Here is a 15,880-nt window from a genome sequence, read left to right on the forward strand (position 1 = left end):
AAGCTGGCCGAGAACACTCCCCGCTTGGTTGGCCGACCCCAGAATCTAAGCACTCGCCGGTTCTCCCTCCCTTTCCCGGCCCGGCGCACGCGGATCGGCGGCCTCCACGCTTCGTACCAGTGCAGCACGGAACCTACTGCGCCCTTCCCAATCCAGCGCCTCCCCGCGAATCAACCAGTGCTCAGCCAGTCGATAGAGGTTCAGGACGCGTCGGCCCCGCAGATGATCACCGTGGGTCTCGTGAACTGCACGCGCGAACGTGGCCGCAATCCGATCTGCTGCGTCGTCTCCCGTTGCCGCAGCGGCGTCCAACCACACGGCACAAGCTCGCCGGCCAAGCGCAGTGGGCTCCTCCGCCTCCAGAGCGGTTCGCCAGCCACGGATCACCCAGTCTGGAACAACCCCTCCCTCCGGGGTGCTCAGCAGAGCTGGTTGACCAGAATCGTCATGTTGCAGTGCCAGATTCATGAAAGCGCTCGCAGCAGAGCGCTGCAGGCCGTGGTGATCACTGGCGAACCAGGAATCGAGGGTCTTACGCACTTGGGGACGCAGCTCGTCCTCCTCCCAGAGCGCGTTGAGGGCCGTCCCGACGGCCTCCGCAACGCCGTCCTTCTGCGAGACGGCGAGGTCACCCAATCGGCGCAACATCAGCCCGGGGTGAGCAGAAACGAGAGTCTGAAATACACGGGCAAGTGTCCGCAGGAGATGAGCACTGCTCTCCTCGCTCGAGGCCCACCTGGTAGTTGCGTTCCGGGTGAGCTGGCCAACCTCTGGGTCGAGAATGGCAGCGACCAAGAGATCGTGTGCGTGCCCAACGAGGCCGCCGTCCTGCGACCAGTCTTCAGCCACTCCGTACAGCAACTTCGTCTGCCTGGATGCCTGGGCGTGGCGGAGAGCCCACGGGACCATACGCTGTGCGAGACGCGCCTGCTGGTCCGGCTGGAGGCCCAAGCACAGTTTGGCCGTCCACTTCGTGAACGGCCCGATAAGTTCTGGTCGGTCCCGCCAGAAGTAGCGGACCACAGCCTCGGCGAAGCCAGGCCCAGGGAACCGCAGATTGCCGTCAGGCAGAGGTATCGCATCGATCTGGCGCGCCAGCTGAATCAGACCGGGTCCCTGTTGCCCTGTCAGCCGAGGCCCCTCGTTCCTCTCACCAAGGGCATGCCCCAGGGAGGTGATCCTGTCGTGGACGTTCTCGATGGGTGCGCCGTCGTAGACCGAAGCCAGCAGCAAGTAGTTGCGGTCATAGCTGGTTCGGCCGGGCTCGGAGTGCCATTTCCACAGGACATCCATCCAGCCGGCGACTGCGTTTGCGACAGCCTGCACGACCTTGTCGAACCCGTCAGAGCCTCGTTCAGTGCTGCGCCCTGTGGCGGACCTGTACTGGGACTCGGCGCGTACCAAGGTCTGGGCCCATTCCTTCACCTGACCAGGGCGCAACTGGGGTAAGTCCTTGCAGAGACGATGGTCTTCAGCCCAAGACGGCGGGTCGACGATCCCTGCCGTCTCCAGGTACTTCGAGAAGAGCTCGATCGCATCTGGCGCCGCGGGAATCTTTGCGAGGCCGCCGGCACCGTTCCCGATCCGAGCCCATAGCTCTGCGCCCACCAGAACGATCAGGTAGGAGTCGTCATCACGTAAGTCGTCGGCTTGCTGTAGTTCCAGGCCAAAGTCGCAGCTGGCAGGGACACTTTCCTCAGTCTCACGCAGGTCCAGGATCCACCCGGTGCGCTTGTTTCCTCTGAGACCCTCCATGCTGAAGCTGTCCCCGACTTCTCGACGGACCCGCCGCAGAGTCAGGGGCTCACCTTGAACGTTGGTCAGCAGCTGCAGTGCCGAAGTCCAGCGGCCACTGCCAAGGTGGTCCGCGACGAGCACGGCGACACGGTTGTCCTTCAGGACCTGGGCGACCTCCCCCTCATTCCCAATGGGTAGGTAGTCCGCTAGCTCTCGAGCCACCGATTCTGCGCGCAGGGGCGCACCGCTGTGGCGCTGCACTGCTTCGAAGAGCTGACCGATCATGGTGCCGTGATTGGCATCCGAGTGCACGCTGGCGTACGGGCCGCTACGGAGAGCCGCCGCCGCTGGGACCGGATCCGTTTCGACTTCGGCTTGGATCGGTGTTGCGTTGGTAGCTGAGGGCGAGGCCGGAAGTTCCACGATGTCGTCGACTGCGACAGAGATGGGGGTGCTGGATGCCAGCTCCTCCGCCAACCCTGCCGAATCCGAGGGCACAGGGGGGACGGCAGTGTCATCCACAGTGCCACCGTTCAAGCCGGGGCCGAGTGTCTTCCCTCGCCCGTCGGCGCTCGGTTCCTGCACGTACTCAGTAGCGGGCTCAGCCATGCGCGGACTCCTCTTAGCTGGTCGGGAAGGGAAGTCAGAGGCGGGATCGGGCCTTCACACGCGGCCGTCGATGATGGGCGCCTTCATCCCGATGACCTTTCCCCCGGCTTCCACGTTCCTCGCCCTGATAGTGCTCGTCACGGAGCCGCGAATGGCCTCCTCCGCCTCGATACCCGTCACCTCACCGGCCACCGTGTCGTAGTGCTGAGCACTCACGGGGCCAGTCTGCTCACGAGCCTCGCCCGCGAAGGTGAACCGCTGGCCGTAGACGTCTTCTAGGGCCACACGCACCTGCCCAAGGGTCCGCATAAGCACAGCATTCTCGACAGTGAGTTGGGGGGAGTCGCGCTGATACTGGGCCATTCCGAGCGCATAAGCCTCTAGCACCTCAAGCCGAGCCTCAAGCCGCTCCGAGTCAGCTCGAAGCGGCAGCTCCAGCTCGCCCACCAGTTCGGCGGGTACCTCCGGGTCCGCTTCCGCCTCCACCGTTCCGCCAGAGCGGCGACGCGACAGGACCGCGTCCAGCCTCTGCCCGAGGAACGCGAACGCCGCCGGCAGCGCACTGCTTGCGACCATGGAAAAATCCGCACCATCCAGCATGAAGCCCCACCCTCGCAGACCTGAACACATCCGAAACGAGACAAGGAGCTATTCATACCTTCACGGAACGAAGGCGTATGCCGATTCAAACAACCCTGGCTTAAATAGGACCAGAAGTGAACATCTAGCCGACCTTCGAAAAGATACTCGATTACTTTCGAGCGACACCGCCGCGCAACTATTGTGACTCGCGAGGCGGGGGCGCCACCTCAGGGAGCCCGGGCTCTCGAGCTGAATGAGCCCGGTGCCCGTGTGCACGAAAGACCAGCTCATCTGGGCATCTCAGGACCCGCGAAGCCCGCCAGGCCACGTCGAACGTCATGGTCCAGTGCGATTTCTGGATCATGCGTAGCGCTCTCAAACTAATGATCGGAGAGAGGATGAGCCGAGTCGCCGTTAAATTCACGTGCCGAGTGTGCCACCCGAAGCGGAGTTACTCGACCTGAACTTCCAGCCAACATCGCCCGCAACTGAAACCACACAAGTTAACAGGCGGCACAAAAACCGCAGCAGCCACTCGGAGATTGCCCGCACAGTCATTCATCGGACGTGGCGGCATTCTCGAACAATCGCGCTACCAAGTTTTGAACGCATACGAGATCTCTGGCTCGGAGACCGACATAGGGGTCTGGCTGGATCAGCACGGTTGCGCAACCTTGGGCTGTCCGATCTGCGGCCCAGATGTGGTCGAGGGCGGTGAAGTCGTCGTCGACCCAGACGACTGGGGCCGTGCCGAGCCAGGCATCGACGTGGTCGCGTTTCCAGAGGTAGCCGTTGGGGTGGCTGGTGGTGATCTGCGGGCGGGGGAGGTCGAGGTAGGAGAAGTCGGGTAGGTCCAGGAGCGGCCCGATGATCGTGGTGGCGTCCTTGCGCCAGCTCGTGCACCACACCGGGGTGACGAGGCCACTGGTCAGGAGGCTGGTGAGCAGCGGGCCGTGGTTGGGGTTGAGCCAGATGGGGACGGGGTCGTCGAGGTGCCGGCCGGCGGGTACGACGGTGTGGCGGACGTGGGTGGATGGGGTGCTGCCGTCTGCGGCCGGGAAGGGTATGAGGACGCCGTCGATGTCCAGGAGCAGGTAGGGCAGAGCCATTGGTGCCTCCGGGGTCAGCGTTTGCGGGCGGTGATCAGGAGGGTGGTGGGCCACGGGTCGTGGAGCGGGTGGCGGAGGTCCAGCACCGAGGTGATGCGCAGGCCGGTGCTGGTGAGGTGGGTTCCCCAGCGGTGGGTGTCGAACTCCCATCGGGCAAGGGGCAGTCGGGTGCGGTCGGGCATGGTGACGTAGTCCTCGCGTGGACGGTTGTCCGTGGATGGATGTCTTCCCGCCCGTGCGGGTGAGGGACGGAGAAGGCCAGGACACCGCCCGGTGCGAGGCGGCGGGAGATCTCGGGCAGCAGGAGTTCGGGGGCTACGAGGCCGACTGCGCCGAAGACCGAGTAGACGGCGTCGAGGGTCTGGCCGGTGGCCTGCAGGTGGTGCAGCGCGTGGCCCGCGGCGAAGGCGACGCCGTCGATGTGGCCGTAGTGGGAGCGGGCGCGGCGTATCTGGAGGCCGACGAGGTCCACGCCGGTGGCGCGGGCATGGTGGTGTTGGGCGAGGTGGGCAATGTTGTGGCCGGGTCCGCAGCCGAGCTCCAGGATGTGCTTGCGGCGCAGGTCCGGGCCGAGGATCTCGGCGCCGGGGCCCAGGCCCGGGTGGGTGCTCCACTCCATCCGGGCCGGTGCGATGAGGGCGTGCGCCGGGGTGGTGGCGAGGCGCTGGGCCGCATGGGCGTACCAAGGGGAGACCTGGGCGAGCACCTAGACCTCCAGGAGCTGGACCACGTCGTTGAGGTGGCGGCGGACGACGGGGATGTACGCGGGGTCCTTGGCCGGGTCGTTGATCCATCGGATGGCCTGCTCCATGAACCACTCCACGGCCCACATGCGGTGCCAGCCCAGGGCCCATGCCTCGGCGGCCAGGCCGCCCCGGGAGGCGAGGGCGTCTTCGTGGCCGCCTGCGACGACGTACTGCTCCAGGAAGATCCGCAGCCGGACGGGGCTCGATGCTTCGGTGGTGCCGTGATAGGAGGCGAGGTCGATCAGGCCGGGGCCGGTGAAGGCGCGGGCGAAGTCGAGGAGGTGCCAGCCGTTCTCCCCGATGTGGATGCTCGTGGGGTGGAACTCGGAGTGGACCCAGCCGAACGGGTCGAGCGTCGCGCCTTGGGCGCGGGCCTCGGCTGCCGTGGAGATCTTCCCCAGAGCTGTCTCGATGTCGTCGCAGTCCGTCCAGCGGTGGGCCTTCCGCAGCCGCTGGAGGTGATCGAGGGCCTGGCTGGGCAGGGCGGCAAGGCCCGCGCCGTCGAGGAGTGGCAGGCCGCCTGTCGGCCGGGCGGCGTGGAGCATGACGGCGGCGGCCACGCCATCGAGGTCGTCGGCATCCCGCACGGGCGTGCCGAGGTCGTCCATGAGCATTCCGAGCCACTTGTCCCGCATGGCGATGGCGTGGAGGTCGGGGACCGGCAGGCCCCGCTGGCGGGCCACCCGCAGGGCCTGGGCCTCGCGGTCGAAAGGCTCCTTGGCGTACTTGAAGACGGCCGTGGTTCCGTCGGGGAAAGTGACGCGTTCGACGCCGGACATGCCCCAGACGCGGATCTCGGCACGTTCAGGAAGTAGCTTGCCGACGAGGGCGCACAGGTCATCCAGCAGGGCGGCGGTCAGGCTCTGATCCATGGGGTGACTCCAGAGGGCTCGTGGGCTCCGGGGCGGGCGGGCTGCCGCGCTCGCCCCCCCCGGAGCCGTGTACGGGGTTGGGGTTACTCGGCCACGGTCACGCGGTGGGCGTAGACCTGTTCGATCCAGCCCGCCTTGAACACGGCCAAGTCGTCGCGGAAGTTCGCCATCGAGGCACCGTAGGGCGCGACGACCCCTCCGGTTTGGTCCGGGACGGACTGGCAGCCGTGCACGAGGCGGCCGCCGAGGGCGGCGTGGGCCTTGATGGACTCGATGCGGCGGTGCTCGTTGAACCAGCCGCCGTGGTAGACCTCGTCCAGCATTCCGCCCATCTCGTCGTTCAGGTCGAAGACGACGGAGGTGGCGGCGGGGAAGAACCAGCACGGGCCGACGTTGGAGATGTGGCCATCGAGCTCGACCTTGTTGAGCGCCATCAGGGTGGCCGCCTCGCGCAGCATGCGCAGGTGGTCGCCGGTGATCTGCGGCAGGCCGAGGCCGGCCAGGTGCTCCTCGCGGAAGAGGTACGAGTAGACCCCGTACGCCGTCGTCAGCACGCGGGCGGCGTCGGAGGTGGACTCGCCGTGGTTCTTTATGAAGTCGAGTGCGAGCTGCTCGACCGTGCTCTCGGTCGTCTCGTCCACATCGAGGAGCTGGGACTTGACCAGCTCCCAGTCGGCGACGAGCCAGGTGTGGGACTCGAAGCGGAAGAAGTACTCGGCCGGGTCGATGGTGATGCGCCGGCCGTCCACGTGGATGCCGGGCAGTCGGCTCCAGCGCGGGTCGAAGGCGTCGGGCAGCTCGACCGTGATGGTCGCGGTGTCGATGGTGGTCACTGTGTCTCCGTCTCTGATCGTCCGGGGCCGGGGCATAGGAATGCCCGAGCCCGGTAGGGCGTACGGAACTTGGGGGCCGTCCGGCCCGAGAGTGGGGCGGCTGTCGATAAGTGAACCGCCCGCTACGCAGAGTGGGTACGGTGTGGCTGAGGCCAAGCGGTATACGCGGTTTACAGCTCCGGAGCGGAGGAGATCGTGCCAGCGCCGACCAGTGCCAACTCCAGCCTGCGCGACACGATCAACGCCGCCGGATGCACGTACGAGGCACTCGCCAAGGACGTACGCCGCATCGCCGCCGAGAACGGGGAGCTACTCCAGACCAACAAATCCGCCGTCTCCCACTGGGCGAGCGGCACCCGCGTCCCCTCCGGCCAGGCGGGCCAGTACCTTGCCGAAGCCCTCTCACGCAGGCTCGACCGTGTCGTCACCCAGAGGGAGATCGGCTTCCAACAGACCGATACCGAGCCGTCCGGCGATGGGGACCCGGTCACTGCCGTCACGAACCTCGGCCGGGCGGATGTCGAACGCAGCCGCTTCCTCGCCATCGCCGCCTTCACCACGGCCGGCGTCGCCATGCCGCTCCTGCACGACCACGAGGCCACCTCGCGGATGCTCCGCGCCCGCACCCCGGGCTCCCGCGTCGGTGGCGAGGACATCGACGTCGTCCGGCAGATCACGGCGGCCTTCAGCGCCGCCGACGAGCGCCTCGGAGGCGGCCACGGCCTGACCACCGTCACCGCCTACCTCGCCGACACCGCAGCCCCCATGCTGCGGGGCCGCTTTCCCTCCGAAGCGTTACGCCAGGCCGCCTTCGGCGCGGTCGCGGAGCTGGCCTACCTCGCCGGGTGGAAGCATCACGACCTCGGCCACGAGGGCGCCGCCCAACGCTACTACCAGGTCGGCTACCAGCTCGCCTGCGAAGCCGATCCCCACGGCCATGCCGCCTGGATGATGCGCGCCCTCGCCCACCAGTCCCTCAGCCTCAAGCAACCCCACCACTGTGTCGATCTCGTCGAAGGCGCCCTCGCCCGCGGCCTCGGTCACGTGGACGGTCAGACCGAGGCACTCCTCCACATCACCCACGCCCGCGCCTACGCCGCCACCGGCGAGAACCCCTCGGCCGCGCGTGCCCTGCTCGCCGCCGAGGACGCCCTCCTACGCGAGGACAGGCCCCAGCCCAGCTTCTCCCGCGTCAGCGGCCCAGCAGCCGGCACCGTCACCAGCCACACCGCCCGCACCCTGACCGACCTGGCCGACCACATCGGCACGGAACAGCAGCACCGCGACGCCCTCACTCGCTGGGACCCTGATAAGTACAAGCGCGTCCACGCCCTCACCCACGCCGACCTCGGCGACAGCCTCGCCGCCCAGGCTCGCGCAGACGAAGCGGTCGCCGCCTGGACCCAGGCCCTCGTCCTCATGGAGGGCATGACCTCCGACCGCACCCGCAAGGCGATCACCTCGATCCGCTCCACCCTCGCGGTCTACCAACGCCGCCGCGTCCCCGGCGCCGCCGATCTCGCCCGACGTGCCCGTGAGGCCCTGGCCTAACATGCCCAACAATCAGCCCGATGAAGGGAAATGCTCCGTGGCTCAGCAGACCGACGACCGCTCCCCCGCCCTCAAGCCGGCGCTCGACTCGATGACCCTGCTGGTCGCGGCCGTCATCGTCCACGACAAGGCAACCGACCGGGTCGTGCTCCTCCAGCGCAGCGAGAAGGCCAAGTTCGCCCAGGGCATGTGGGACCTGCCCGTCGGGAAGAGCGAGCCCGGCGAACCCATCACCGAGACCGCGGTCCGTGAGCTCTACGAGGAGACGGGCCTCACGGTGAAGCCCGAGTCCCTCAAGGTCGCCCACATCATCCACGGCGCCTGGGGCGTCGAAGCCCCCAACGGGTTCCTCACGGTCGTCTTCGCCGCCCACGAATGGACCGGCGAACCCGAGAACCGGGAACCCCGCAAGCACTCCCAGGTCCGCTGGGTCGACACCGCTTCTCTGCCTGCGGAGTTCGTCCCCACGACCCGCAGCGCCCTGGTCGCCTTCCTCTCGGACGGGGCACAGGTTTCACTCAACGGGTGGCTCTAGATCGAAGACAGGGGCGTCATGACCGATTCACCTTGGGATTCAGCTCTCCCGCCGATCAAGCCCTTCTATCCCTTCAATGACGTCGGCGAGTCGGTCAGTCTTCACCGTGGAGAAGTCGGCGGTGTGCGGGACACCGAAGTGCCTGGGGAGATCAACCTCCGGTGCTCGCCGGGCCTCAGCCTCGACTGGAGCATCACTCCCGAGCCGGACGCGCGTCCCCGCTCCCTGGACACGGCCGTCCTCCGGCTCCAGCGGTCGCATGGGCAGGCCGAGGTGGAAGCCTCGGCCCGGAACTACGATGAGGGGTGGATCAATGGAGCTGCTCTCGGCGACAGCGAAGCGCCCCTTACCCGCATCGTGGCCCACTGGTTCAACCTTCCGCGGTTCAAAGGTCACCAGCACCTGACAGACAGGCTCGACGGCGCTGATCGATTCTGGGCTGCCGGCCGCTGGTCGCACGAGGTCGACGGATGGAAGATCCTTCTGGACGTCCGGCCGGATCACAAAGAGATCTGGGACGAACTACTCAAGACCCGTCTCTACGCGATGACCCACACGATGGAGATCAGCCGCGCTGACGGGCGGCAGTTCACCGCCACCGAGGCGCGCCACGTCCTCGTGGCCCTGCACTTCGGCATGTCCTTCTGCCTGGGCCGGTGGGTCGCCCCGCTCCTTCCGGTTGGTCTTGGGCCCCTCGACGAAGTCGTCTGGGAGGAGTGGGGCGCCCTGCTCTGCGATCCCGCCAAGTCGCTGTCCTCGGGGTGGTGGCAGCCCTGGGATCCCGAGGCGCTGGCCAGGTTCATGGACGGACTCGTCCCCGCACTCTCCGACCCCCACAAAGCCAAACCGTTGCAACTCCAGATCAGCTACGCCATCACCGCGATCCAGGACAAGGGATTTGTGGAGCAGCGGGTGATGATCGGTGCCGCCGGGCTGGAGCACGCCATGTGGCAGAGGCTCGTCCTGACCGGGGTGCTGACCCGCAGGGAGTACAAGAACACCCGAGTGTGGAAGGCGCACACGAAACTGCGCAAAGTCCTTCAGGGGATCAACGTCTCCCTGGACATCGACCGGGCCCAGCTGCCCGCCATAGCCCGCTTCATCGACGACGCTCGACAGCGAAGCGGGGAGCAGCTGGACGGGCCAGAAGCCGTGACAAGGATTCGCAACTCGCTCGTGCACCCTGAGGAAGCTCAGGAGAACATCTACGGGATCCCGGGCCTCGTCACGGAGACATGGCTGCTCACCCGGCACTACTTGTCTCTGCTTGTCCTCGAGTCGCTGGGTTACCGGGGACCTCACCAGAACCTGGCGCGGATTCACGGCTGGGCCGGTGAGACCGAGGAGACGCCCTGGTCCTGAGTCAGATCCGGCCGGAGGCCCGTCCGAGTCCGTCAACGAAGGCGGCGATCCTGGCCAGCGCCTCCTCCAGGCGGTGCGGCGGGACCGTGTACGAGATGCGGGCGTGGTGGGGGGCGGCGAAGTCGGCGCCGGGGACCACTGCGACGTTGGCCTCCGCGAGGAGGAGCTCCGCGAAGTCTGCCGCTGAGGTGATGGTGCGGCCTGCCGAGGTGCGGCCGTAGGCGCCGGAGACGTCGGCGAGGAGGAAGAAGGCGCCGGTGGGGTCTCCGTCGACCCTGATACCGGGGACGTTTGCCAGGGCCTTGATCGTGGTCAGGCGGCGGTCGTCCAGTTCGCTGCGGCGGTATTCCAGCTCGGTGGTGAGGTCTGCCGTCAGGGCGCCGAGTGCTGCCTTCTGGGAGATCGACGACGGGGCGGAAGCTGTGTGGCTTTGGATCGCCGTGATGGCCGCCGCCACGGGGGTGGGGGCCGCGACCCAGCCGATGCGCCAACCCGTCATGGCGAACGTCTTGGAGACGCCGCCGATCGTGAGGGTGCGCTCGGCGGCCTCGGGGCTGAGGGCGGCGACGGAGACGTGTGCGGACTCGCCGAAGACCCAGTGGTCGCAGATCTCGTCGCTGATGATCGCCAGGTCGTGGTCGATCGCTACCTGGACGAGTGCGGCCAGTTCGGTCCTGCCGTAGACGACGCCGGAGGGGTTGGCCGGGTTGTTGAGGAGCAGAACCCTCGTGCGGTCGGTGACCGCCGCGCGGAGTTGGTCGGCGGTCACCTTCAGGCCGGCGTCGGGGGCGGGCTGGACGGGGACGAGGGTGCCTCCGGCCAGGGCGGCCAGGTGCGGGTAGCTGACCCAGTAGGGGGCCGGGATGAGGATCTCGTCGCCCGGTTCGATGAGGGTGGTGAAGGCGTAGTGGAGGGCTTGCTTAGCGCCGGCCGTGATGACCACCTGGCCTGGCTCGTACGTCGTTCCGTGGCGGTTGATGAAGTTGGCTGCCGCTGAGCGAAGTTCGAGGATACCGGCGGCCGGGGTATAGCGGGTGAAGTCGGTGGCGATGGCATCGAGGGCGGCCTGGGCCGCGGGTTCCACGGTCGGGAAGGCTGGCTCGCCGCTCGTGAGGTTGATGACGTCGACCCCCCGGGCGATCAGCGCCTTCGCCTGGGCGTCCAGGGCGGCGGTCGCGGAGGGCGGGACCTGCGTCGCCCGCCGGGCCAGGCGGATGGGGCTGATCGCGTCGGGGGTGGACGTTTCAGTACTCACGGGGTTCCTTGGGGTGGGGTTCGGTGCGGGCGCGTCGGGGGTCAGATGCGTATGCCGTAGGAGGCGACGAGGGAGTCCTGGGCGCGGCGGAACTCGGCCGAGCGGCTTACGGGGTCACTGACTTCGGCGCAGCCGTCGCAGAAGCGGACGGTGGCGACGAAGGCGTCGTTGCGGGCCCGGCGGAACTTGCGGATGGAGCGGCGAATGGACGACATGACATCCTCGATTCATAGATGAGTGTCTATGGATTGAGCATGGCAGGACTCATAGATGTTCGTCAATGCTTTGGGTGTCGCGTCCCGCCTCTCGGGCAGATCTGGACGCGGGAGGCTTCCATCGGCCAGATTGGGCGCATGATCGAGCCTGCACCTGCCGGGATGCCCGCATCCTGCTGCCCCGAGCCCATGACTGCCACCGAAGCCGTGGACCTGGCAGCCGCGTTCAAGGCGCTGGCCGACCCGGTGCGGCTGCGGATCGCCAGCATCGTGGCCTGCTGCCCGGCCGGCGAGGTCTGCATGGGGGAGATCGCCGCGTCGTTCTCCGTCTCGGGGCCGACGGTCAGTCATCACCTGAGGAAGCTGCGGGAGGCGGGCGTGCTGTCCTCCGAGCGGCGGGCGAACGAGGTGTACTACCAGGTGCGTTCCGACCGTCTGGATGCCCTGATAAGCCAGCTCTCCGCAATGAAGCCGATGGTGGGGGCCGAGCGGGACTCCTGTGCTCTCCCCGCCTGACCGGCCGGAGAGCGACCCCCGGACATGGCTGCGGCCCGCCCCGGAGCAGGGGGCGGGCCGTTGCCGTCTGTTGCGTTGGCGCTCAGGCCAGGTAAATCGTGAGGGGCGTGGGGGTCAGAGCCACATCGGGGCGGTGTAGCCGAGGACGACCGCGCCGGTGAAGAGGATGCCGACGACCAGGGCCACCACGCGCCAGCGGGCGATGAGGAGCATGCCGCTGATGGCGCCGACACTGGTGCCCGCGCCGGTCATCAGGAAGGCGATCGCCGGGCCGGGGCCCATGCCGCCCTTCATCAGGGAGGCGATGAGCGGCAGCGAGCCGTCGGAGTTCAGGTAGACCGGGATGCCGATCAGCGCGGCGAGCGGGACGGAGTACCAGTTGCCGCCACCGAGGTACTCGGTCAGGTAGCGAGTGGGGATCGAGTTGATGATCAGGAAGCCGAGCGTCGCGAAGCCCAGGAAGTAGAGCGCGAGGCGCTTGCTGGTGATCTTGAGCTCGTTGCCGAACTCGTCGAGCTTCCAGCGCTTGATCAGGCTGGTCTCGACCGGCGCGGGCGCCGGAGCCGGGGCGATGGGGCGGTTCAGCAGGGCGGTACGGGCCAGGCCGCCGCCACCACCGGAGCCGGCCGGGATGCCCACACCGCCGCCACCGGACACGTCGCCCTCGGCGTCATCGCTGGTGCAGCAACTCTCCTCGGCCTTCCGTTCGGCTTCGGTGGAGGTGAGGCGTGCCTGGCCGTCGAGCCAGCCGGTCTTCTCGATGAGCCAGGTGACCAGACCGGCGAAGAAGCCGAGGACGATGGCCGCAATGAAGAAGGTCAGTGCGAAGTTCGGCCCGAACAGGCCGATGGAGTAGACGAGTTCCTCCGGGCTGGTCAGCGGCGAGGCGACCATGAAGGTGACGACCGGGGCCCACGGAACGCTGGAGGCGAGGGCGCCCAGGACGACCGCGGTGGTGCCGCAGGAGCAGAACGGGGTGAGCGTCGCGAGGACCACGGCCCCGATGACCGCCCAGAGCGTCTTGCGGCGAAGCCAGGAGGAGAGCCGCTCCGCGCCGATGTACACCGGGATGGCCGAGGCCACGATCACGCTGATCAGCAGGAAGGGCCAGTTTGCCGCGAGGGTGTGGCCAACATCCGAGGCTGTCTTGCCCAGGACGTCGAGGACGGTGTCGAACACGGAGAGCTCCAACTCAACTCATAGACGGCTGTCGATGGGTTGAACTCTGTCGGATACATAGATGACTGTCAATGAGTTTGGGGAACAATCCATAGATGGCCATCGTTGGATCGGGTATGCCTACGCCCATCTCGGAGCTCTGCTGCTCCCCCGTGCTTGCCGGCCCCCTCACCCCCGAGGCCGCCGACGACCTCGCGGCCGCGCTGAAGGTCGTTGCGGACTCCACCCGGCTCCGCCTGCTCGGGCTGATCCGCACCCAGCCGGGCGGCGAGGCGTGCACCTGCGACCTCACCGAGCCGCTGGGGCTGACCCAGCCGACGGTCACACACCACCTCAAGGTGCTCTTCGAAGCCGGCTTCCTGGAGCGGGAGCGGCGCGGGCGCCAGACGTACTACCGGATCGCGCCGGGCAGCATGACCGTGCTGTGCCAGGCCCTGGACCCCTCCCCGGAGGTCCTTCCCGTCTGACCCAACTCGTTTCAGCCACGGGCCAGTTACCTTCGCGCCACCGCGCGGGCAACTGGCCCGTCGGCGTGTTCAGGCATGAGGGTGCCGGGCGCGCTTCCTGCCAGCAGTGATCTCTTCCACACCCTGGGTGACCTCGGACAGACTCATGAACACCGGGAGGGCGACAAGCCCCCGGGGACCACCGGAACCGGCCAGCAGGCCGCCGGTCACCAAAAAGCCACTGTCATTCCAAGGGGATAGCCATGTCTGTTTCGCGTACCTCGATGAGCCTTGCCGCCGCCGTCCTGGTGTCCGTGATCGGACTTGGCTCTACCTCCGCGCTGAGCTCTTCGGCGCTCGGCTCCCTGGCCGGCGCCGGCTGGGACACCGCCCCGAACGGTGCCGGCTGGGACTCCGCCCCCGTAACCCTGGCCGGTGCCGGTTGGGACACCGCCCCCGTGACGGCGACCGGCGCCGGCTGGGACTCCGCCCCCATCAACCCCTCCACCAACGGCGCCGGCTGGGACTGATCCCCGGCCCGCACCCGCACCCGCACCGCACCCCCCATTGACCCGGCCCACACCCCAGAGCCGCCCCCACCCGAGGAGAAGATAGATGAGCACCACTTGCTGCAGTGCCACCACTGAGGAGCCTGTCCCGGCGCTCGTGGTGCTGGAAGAGCCGGCCACCGGCTGCTGCTCGACCACCGAGGCCGCCGAGGTCACCGCGGTCCCCGAGGCCGCCAAGCAGGAGGAGTCCTCCTGCTGCGGCACGACGGAGGAGGCAGCGCCCGCGAAGGCAGAGGAGCCCTCCGGCTGCTGCGGCCCTGCCCCCGAGCCGGAGCCCGCCGAGGCCACCGGCTGCTGTGGTCCCGCCAAGCCCGAGCCCGTCTCCTGCTGCGGCTCCGCCGAGCAGGAGGACCCGGCCGACGTGCGGACGGGCCTCACACTCGACGACGCCGTCACCGCCCTGGGCGGCAGCGTTCCGCAGGCCACCGACCCCGCGCCGTACGTGCTTCCGCACTGGCTCAAGGCCACCGAGGGCAGCCTCGAAGGCTCCAAGCCCTGGTACACCGTGGCCGACCGCGGCGAGGGCGAGCTCGCCTTCCTTCCCGGCTTCCTCTTCGACGCCGACCCGATCGTGGACGTCGACCCGCGCACCTACCTGGGCTGGCAGCCCAAGAACGGCGCGGTCGCCTGCTGCTCGGCCACGTCCTGCTGCGACTCGACGAACGACACCGTCGAGGCGCTCGGTGCGGACGCCTTCTTCCCGGCGCTGCTCCTCGGCTCCCCGCTCGGCTACCGCTCCGAGGCCTCCGCCTCGGTCGAGGACCCGCTGCTGGTCGCGGACCTCATCGACCGCATCGTCCCGGCCGCCGCCGAGGCCGGCGTACGGTCGATCGTCGCGCCCTGGCTGCACGACAGCCCGTACAGCGAGGTCCTCGCGCTCGCCCTCCAGGCGTACGGCGGCGACATCGCCTTCCACGGCGAGAACAACCTCCTCGACCTCCAGCACGACAGCTACGACGCGTACCTCGCCTCCCTCCCGGCCCGCAAGCGGCGCCGCGTGAAGGAGGACCGCGATCGTGCGGCGAACTCGGGCACCCGCATCGAGCGCAAGGACCGTGAGGAGCTGCGGCCGCTGGTCGGCCGGATCTCCGAGCTGATCACCCAGAACCGGCAGAAGTACGGCGGCGGCGAGGACGAGGCGCACATCGGCGCGCTGCTCAGCGCGCTCGTCGAGGGCGACGCGGACGTCCGCGCCTACCTCGCTTACAAGGACGACGAGGTCGCCGCCGTCTCGGTGACCGTCCGCCAGGGCAAGCGCCTGTTCGTGAAGTGGGCCGGCTTCGACTACGAGGCACTGGGCGAGCGCAGCGGCATCTACTTCGAGATCGTCCTGGACCGTCCGCTGCGCGACGCGTACGCCGAAGGCGTCACCTCCATCGAGGCCGGTCCGGGCGCCGATGAGGCCAAGCGGCTGCGCGGCTTCAAGCCCCGCCAGATCCGCTCGGCGATCCTCGTCACCGACGCGGCTCTGCGTCCCGAGGTCGCCAAGCTCCACGCCGCCTTCGGCCAGGCCCGCCGCGAGGCGCTGGGCGCGACCACCGAGGACGAGCCGACCACGGCGATCGGCCGTTTGAAGGCCAAGCTGCTCGGCGGCTCCGCGTACGAGCCGATCCAGCCCCTCCAGCCGGAAGGCGGCTGCTGCGGCTGACCCTTCATCCACATTTCCACACCCCCTGAGCAGGCCCGGTGCGCGATGCGCGCCGGGCCTGCGGGTCGTGCCGGCCGCTGGACCGCAGCCGTCACAGGTCAGCAACACCACCGTGC

General features: G+C 68.2%; 15 protein-coding genes and 1 pseudogene. 7 read left to right on the top strand and 9 right to left on the bottom strand.

The features are described 5' to 3' along the window. Positions 1–45: 45 nt before the first annotated feature. From ACFWBW_RS20110 to ACFWBW_RS20135, 6 genes and pseudogenes are all read right to left on the bottom strand, one after another. Positions 46–2,346, bottom strand: a complete 2,301-nt coding sequence (locus tag ACFWBW_RS20110) for a hypothetical protein (RefSeq protein ID WP_385374264.1) — start codon at positions 2,344–2,346, stop codon at positions 46–48. Between the two features lie 54 nt (positions 2,347–2,400). Next, on the bottom strand, positions 2,401–2,946 hold the full coding sequence (locus tag ACFWBW_RS20115) for a hypothetical protein (RefSeq protein WP_385374266.1): 546 nt from the start codon (positions 2,944–2,946) through the stop codon (positions 2,401–2,403). A 536-nt stretch (positions 2,947–3,482) separates the two neighbouring features. Further along, entirely contained in the window at positions 3,483–4,037 is a 555-nt protein-coding gene (locus ACFWBW_RS20120; RefSeq protein ID WP_385374268.1) for an HAD domain-containing protein, read from the bottom strand. A gap of 14 nt (positions 4,038–4,051) precedes the next feature. Continuing rightward, positions 4,052–4,743 (bottom strand): annotated as a pseudogene (locus ACFWBW_RS20125) (class I SAM-dependent methyltransferase). Next, a complete protein-coding gene (locus ACFWBW_RS20130) occupies positions 4,744–5,655 on the bottom strand; it encodes an aminoglycoside phosphotransferase family protein (protein ID WP_385374270.1) in 912 nt (303 codons plus the stop codon). Positions 5,656–5,738: 83 nt separating this feature from the next. Further along, positions 5,739–6,488: a hypothetical protein gene (locus ACFWBW_RS20135; RefSeq protein ID WP_385374272.1), complete on the bottom strand. Its 750-nt coding sequence runs from the start codon at positions 6,486–6,488 to the stop codon at positions 5,739–5,741. 195 nt (positions 6,489–6,683) lie between these two features. Here ACFWBW_RS20135 and ACFWBW_RS20140 point away from each other — a divergent pair, with 195 nt between their 5' ends. From ACFWBW_RS20140 to ACFWBW_RS20150, 3 genes are all read left to right on the top strand, one after another. After that, on the top strand, positions 6,684–8,039 hold the full coding sequence (locus tag ACFWBW_RS20140; protein WP_385374274.1) for a tetratricopeptide repeat protein: 1,356 nt from the start codon (positions 6,684–6,686) through the stop codon (positions 8,037–8,039). A 1-nt stretch (position 8,040) separates the two neighbouring features. Next, positions 8,041–8,574 (top strand): NUDIX domain-containing protein, encoded by a 534-nt coding sequence (locus ACFWBW_RS20145; protein ID WP_385374276.1) that lies wholly within the window; start codon positions 8,041–8,043, stop codon positions 8,572–8,574. A gap of 123 nt (positions 8,575–8,697) precedes the next feature. Next, positions 8,698–9,936 (top strand): hypothetical protein, encoded by a 1,239-nt coding sequence (locus ACFWBW_RS20150; protein WP_385374278.1) that lies wholly within the window; start codon positions 8,698–8,700, stop codon positions 9,934–9,936. Position 9,937: 1 nt separating this feature from the next. Here ACFWBW_RS20150 and ACFWBW_RS20155 read toward each other — a convergent pair whose 3' ends face one another. Then, positions 9,938–11,191, bottom strand: a complete 1,254-nt coding sequence (locus tag ACFWBW_RS20155) for a pyridoxal phosphate-dependent aminotransferase (protein ID WP_385374280.1) — start codon at positions 11,189–11,191, stop codon at positions 9,938–9,940. Between the two features lie 41 nt (positions 11,192–11,232). Further along, positions 11,233–11,406, bottom strand: coding sequence for a hypothetical protein (locus ACFWBW_RS20160; protein ID WP_385374282.1), 174 nt, complete (start codon positions 11,404–11,406; stop codon positions 11,233–11,235). A gap of 189 nt (positions 11,407–11,595) precedes the next feature. Between ACFWBW_RS20160 and ACFWBW_RS20165 the strand changes: the two genes are divergently transcribed. Further along, positions 11,596–11,922 (top strand): ArsR/SmtB family transcription factor, encoded by a 327-nt coding sequence (locus ACFWBW_RS20165; protein ID WP_385374284.1) that lies wholly within the window; start codon positions 11,596–11,598, stop codon positions 11,920–11,922. A gap of 114 nt (positions 11,923–12,036) precedes the next feature. On the opposite strand, the gene ACFWBW_RS20170 is transcribed toward ACFWBW_RS20165, so the two are convergent. After that, entirely contained in the window at positions 12,037–13,101 is a 1,065-nt protein-coding gene (locus ACFWBW_RS20170; protein WP_385374286.1) for a permease, read from the bottom strand. 116 nt (positions 13,102–13,217) lie between these two features. Between ACFWBW_RS20170 and ACFWBW_RS20175 the strand changes: the two genes are divergently transcribed. The 3 genes from ACFWBW_RS20175 (at position 13,218) to ACFWBW_RS20185 (ending at position 15,764) form a co-directional block, all read left to right on the top strand. After that, positions 13,218–13,568, top strand: a complete 351-nt coding sequence (locus ACFWBW_RS20175; RefSeq protein ID WP_385374288.1) for an ArsR/SmtB family transcription factor — start codon at positions 13,218–13,220, stop codon at positions 13,566–13,568. Positions 13,569–13,810: 242 nt separating this feature from the next. Beyond that, positions 13,811–14,077 carry a hypothetical protein gene (locus tag ACFWBW_RS20180; protein ID WP_385374290.1) on the top strand — a complete coding sequence of 89 codons (267 nt, stop codon included), beginning with the start codon at positions 13,811–13,813 and terminating at the stop codon, positions 14,075–14,077. A gap of 85 nt (positions 14,078–14,162) precedes the next feature. Beyond that, entirely contained in the window at positions 14,163–15,764 is a 1,602-nt protein-coding gene (locus ACFWBW_RS20185) for a GNAT family N-acetyltransferase (protein WP_385374292.1), read from the top strand. The last annotated feature ends 116 nt before the right edge of the window (positions 15,765–15,880 follow it).

The sequence above is a fragment of the Streptomyces sp. NPDC059957 genome, from assembly GCF_042730015.1.
Lineage (GTDB): Bacteria > Actinomycetota > Actinomycetes > Streptomycetales > Streptomycetaceae > Streptomyces.

Coding starts and splice junctions, on each gene's coding strand:
- ACFWBW_RS20175 (WP_385374288.1), top strand. CDS start 13,218: ATGCCTACGCCCATCTCGGAGCTCTGCTGCTCCCCCGTGCTTGCCGGC.
- ACFWBW_RS20160 (WP_385374282.1), bottom strand. CDS start 11,406: ATGTCGTCCATTCGCCGCTCCATCCGCAAGTTCCGCCGGGCCCGCAAC.
- ACFWBW_RS20145 (WP_385374276.1), top strand. CDS start 8,041: ATGCCCAACAATCAGCCCGATGAAGGGAAATGCTCCGTGGCTCAGCAG.
- ACFWBW_RS20165 (WP_385374284.1), top strand. CDS start 11,596: ATGACTGCCACCGAAGCCGTGGACCTGGCAGCCGCGTTCAAGGCGCTG.
- ACFWBW_RS20120 (WP_385374268.1), bottom strand. CDS start 4,037: ATGGCTCTGCCCTACCTGCTCCTGGACATCGACGGCGTCCTCATACCC.
- ACFWBW_RS20180 (WP_385374290.1), top strand. CDS start 13,811: ATGTCTGTTTCGCGTACCTCGATGAGCCTTGCCGCCGCCGTCCTGGTG.
- ACFWBW_RS20110 (WP_385374264.1), bottom strand. CDS start 2,346: ATGGCTGAGCCCGCTACTGAGTACGTGCAGGAACCGAGCGCCGACGGG.
- ACFWBW_RS20130 (WP_385374270.1), bottom strand. CDS start 5,655: ATGGATCAGAGCCTGACCGCCGCCCTGCTGGATGACCTGTGCGCCCTC.
- ACFWBW_RS20115 (WP_385374266.1), bottom strand. CDS start 2,946: ATGCTGGATGGTGCGGATTTTTCCATGGTCGCAAGCAGTGCGCTGCCG.
- ACFWBW_RS20185 (WP_385374292.1), top strand. CDS start 14,163: ATGAGCACCACTTGCTGCAGTGCCACCACTGAGGAGCCTGTCCCGGCG.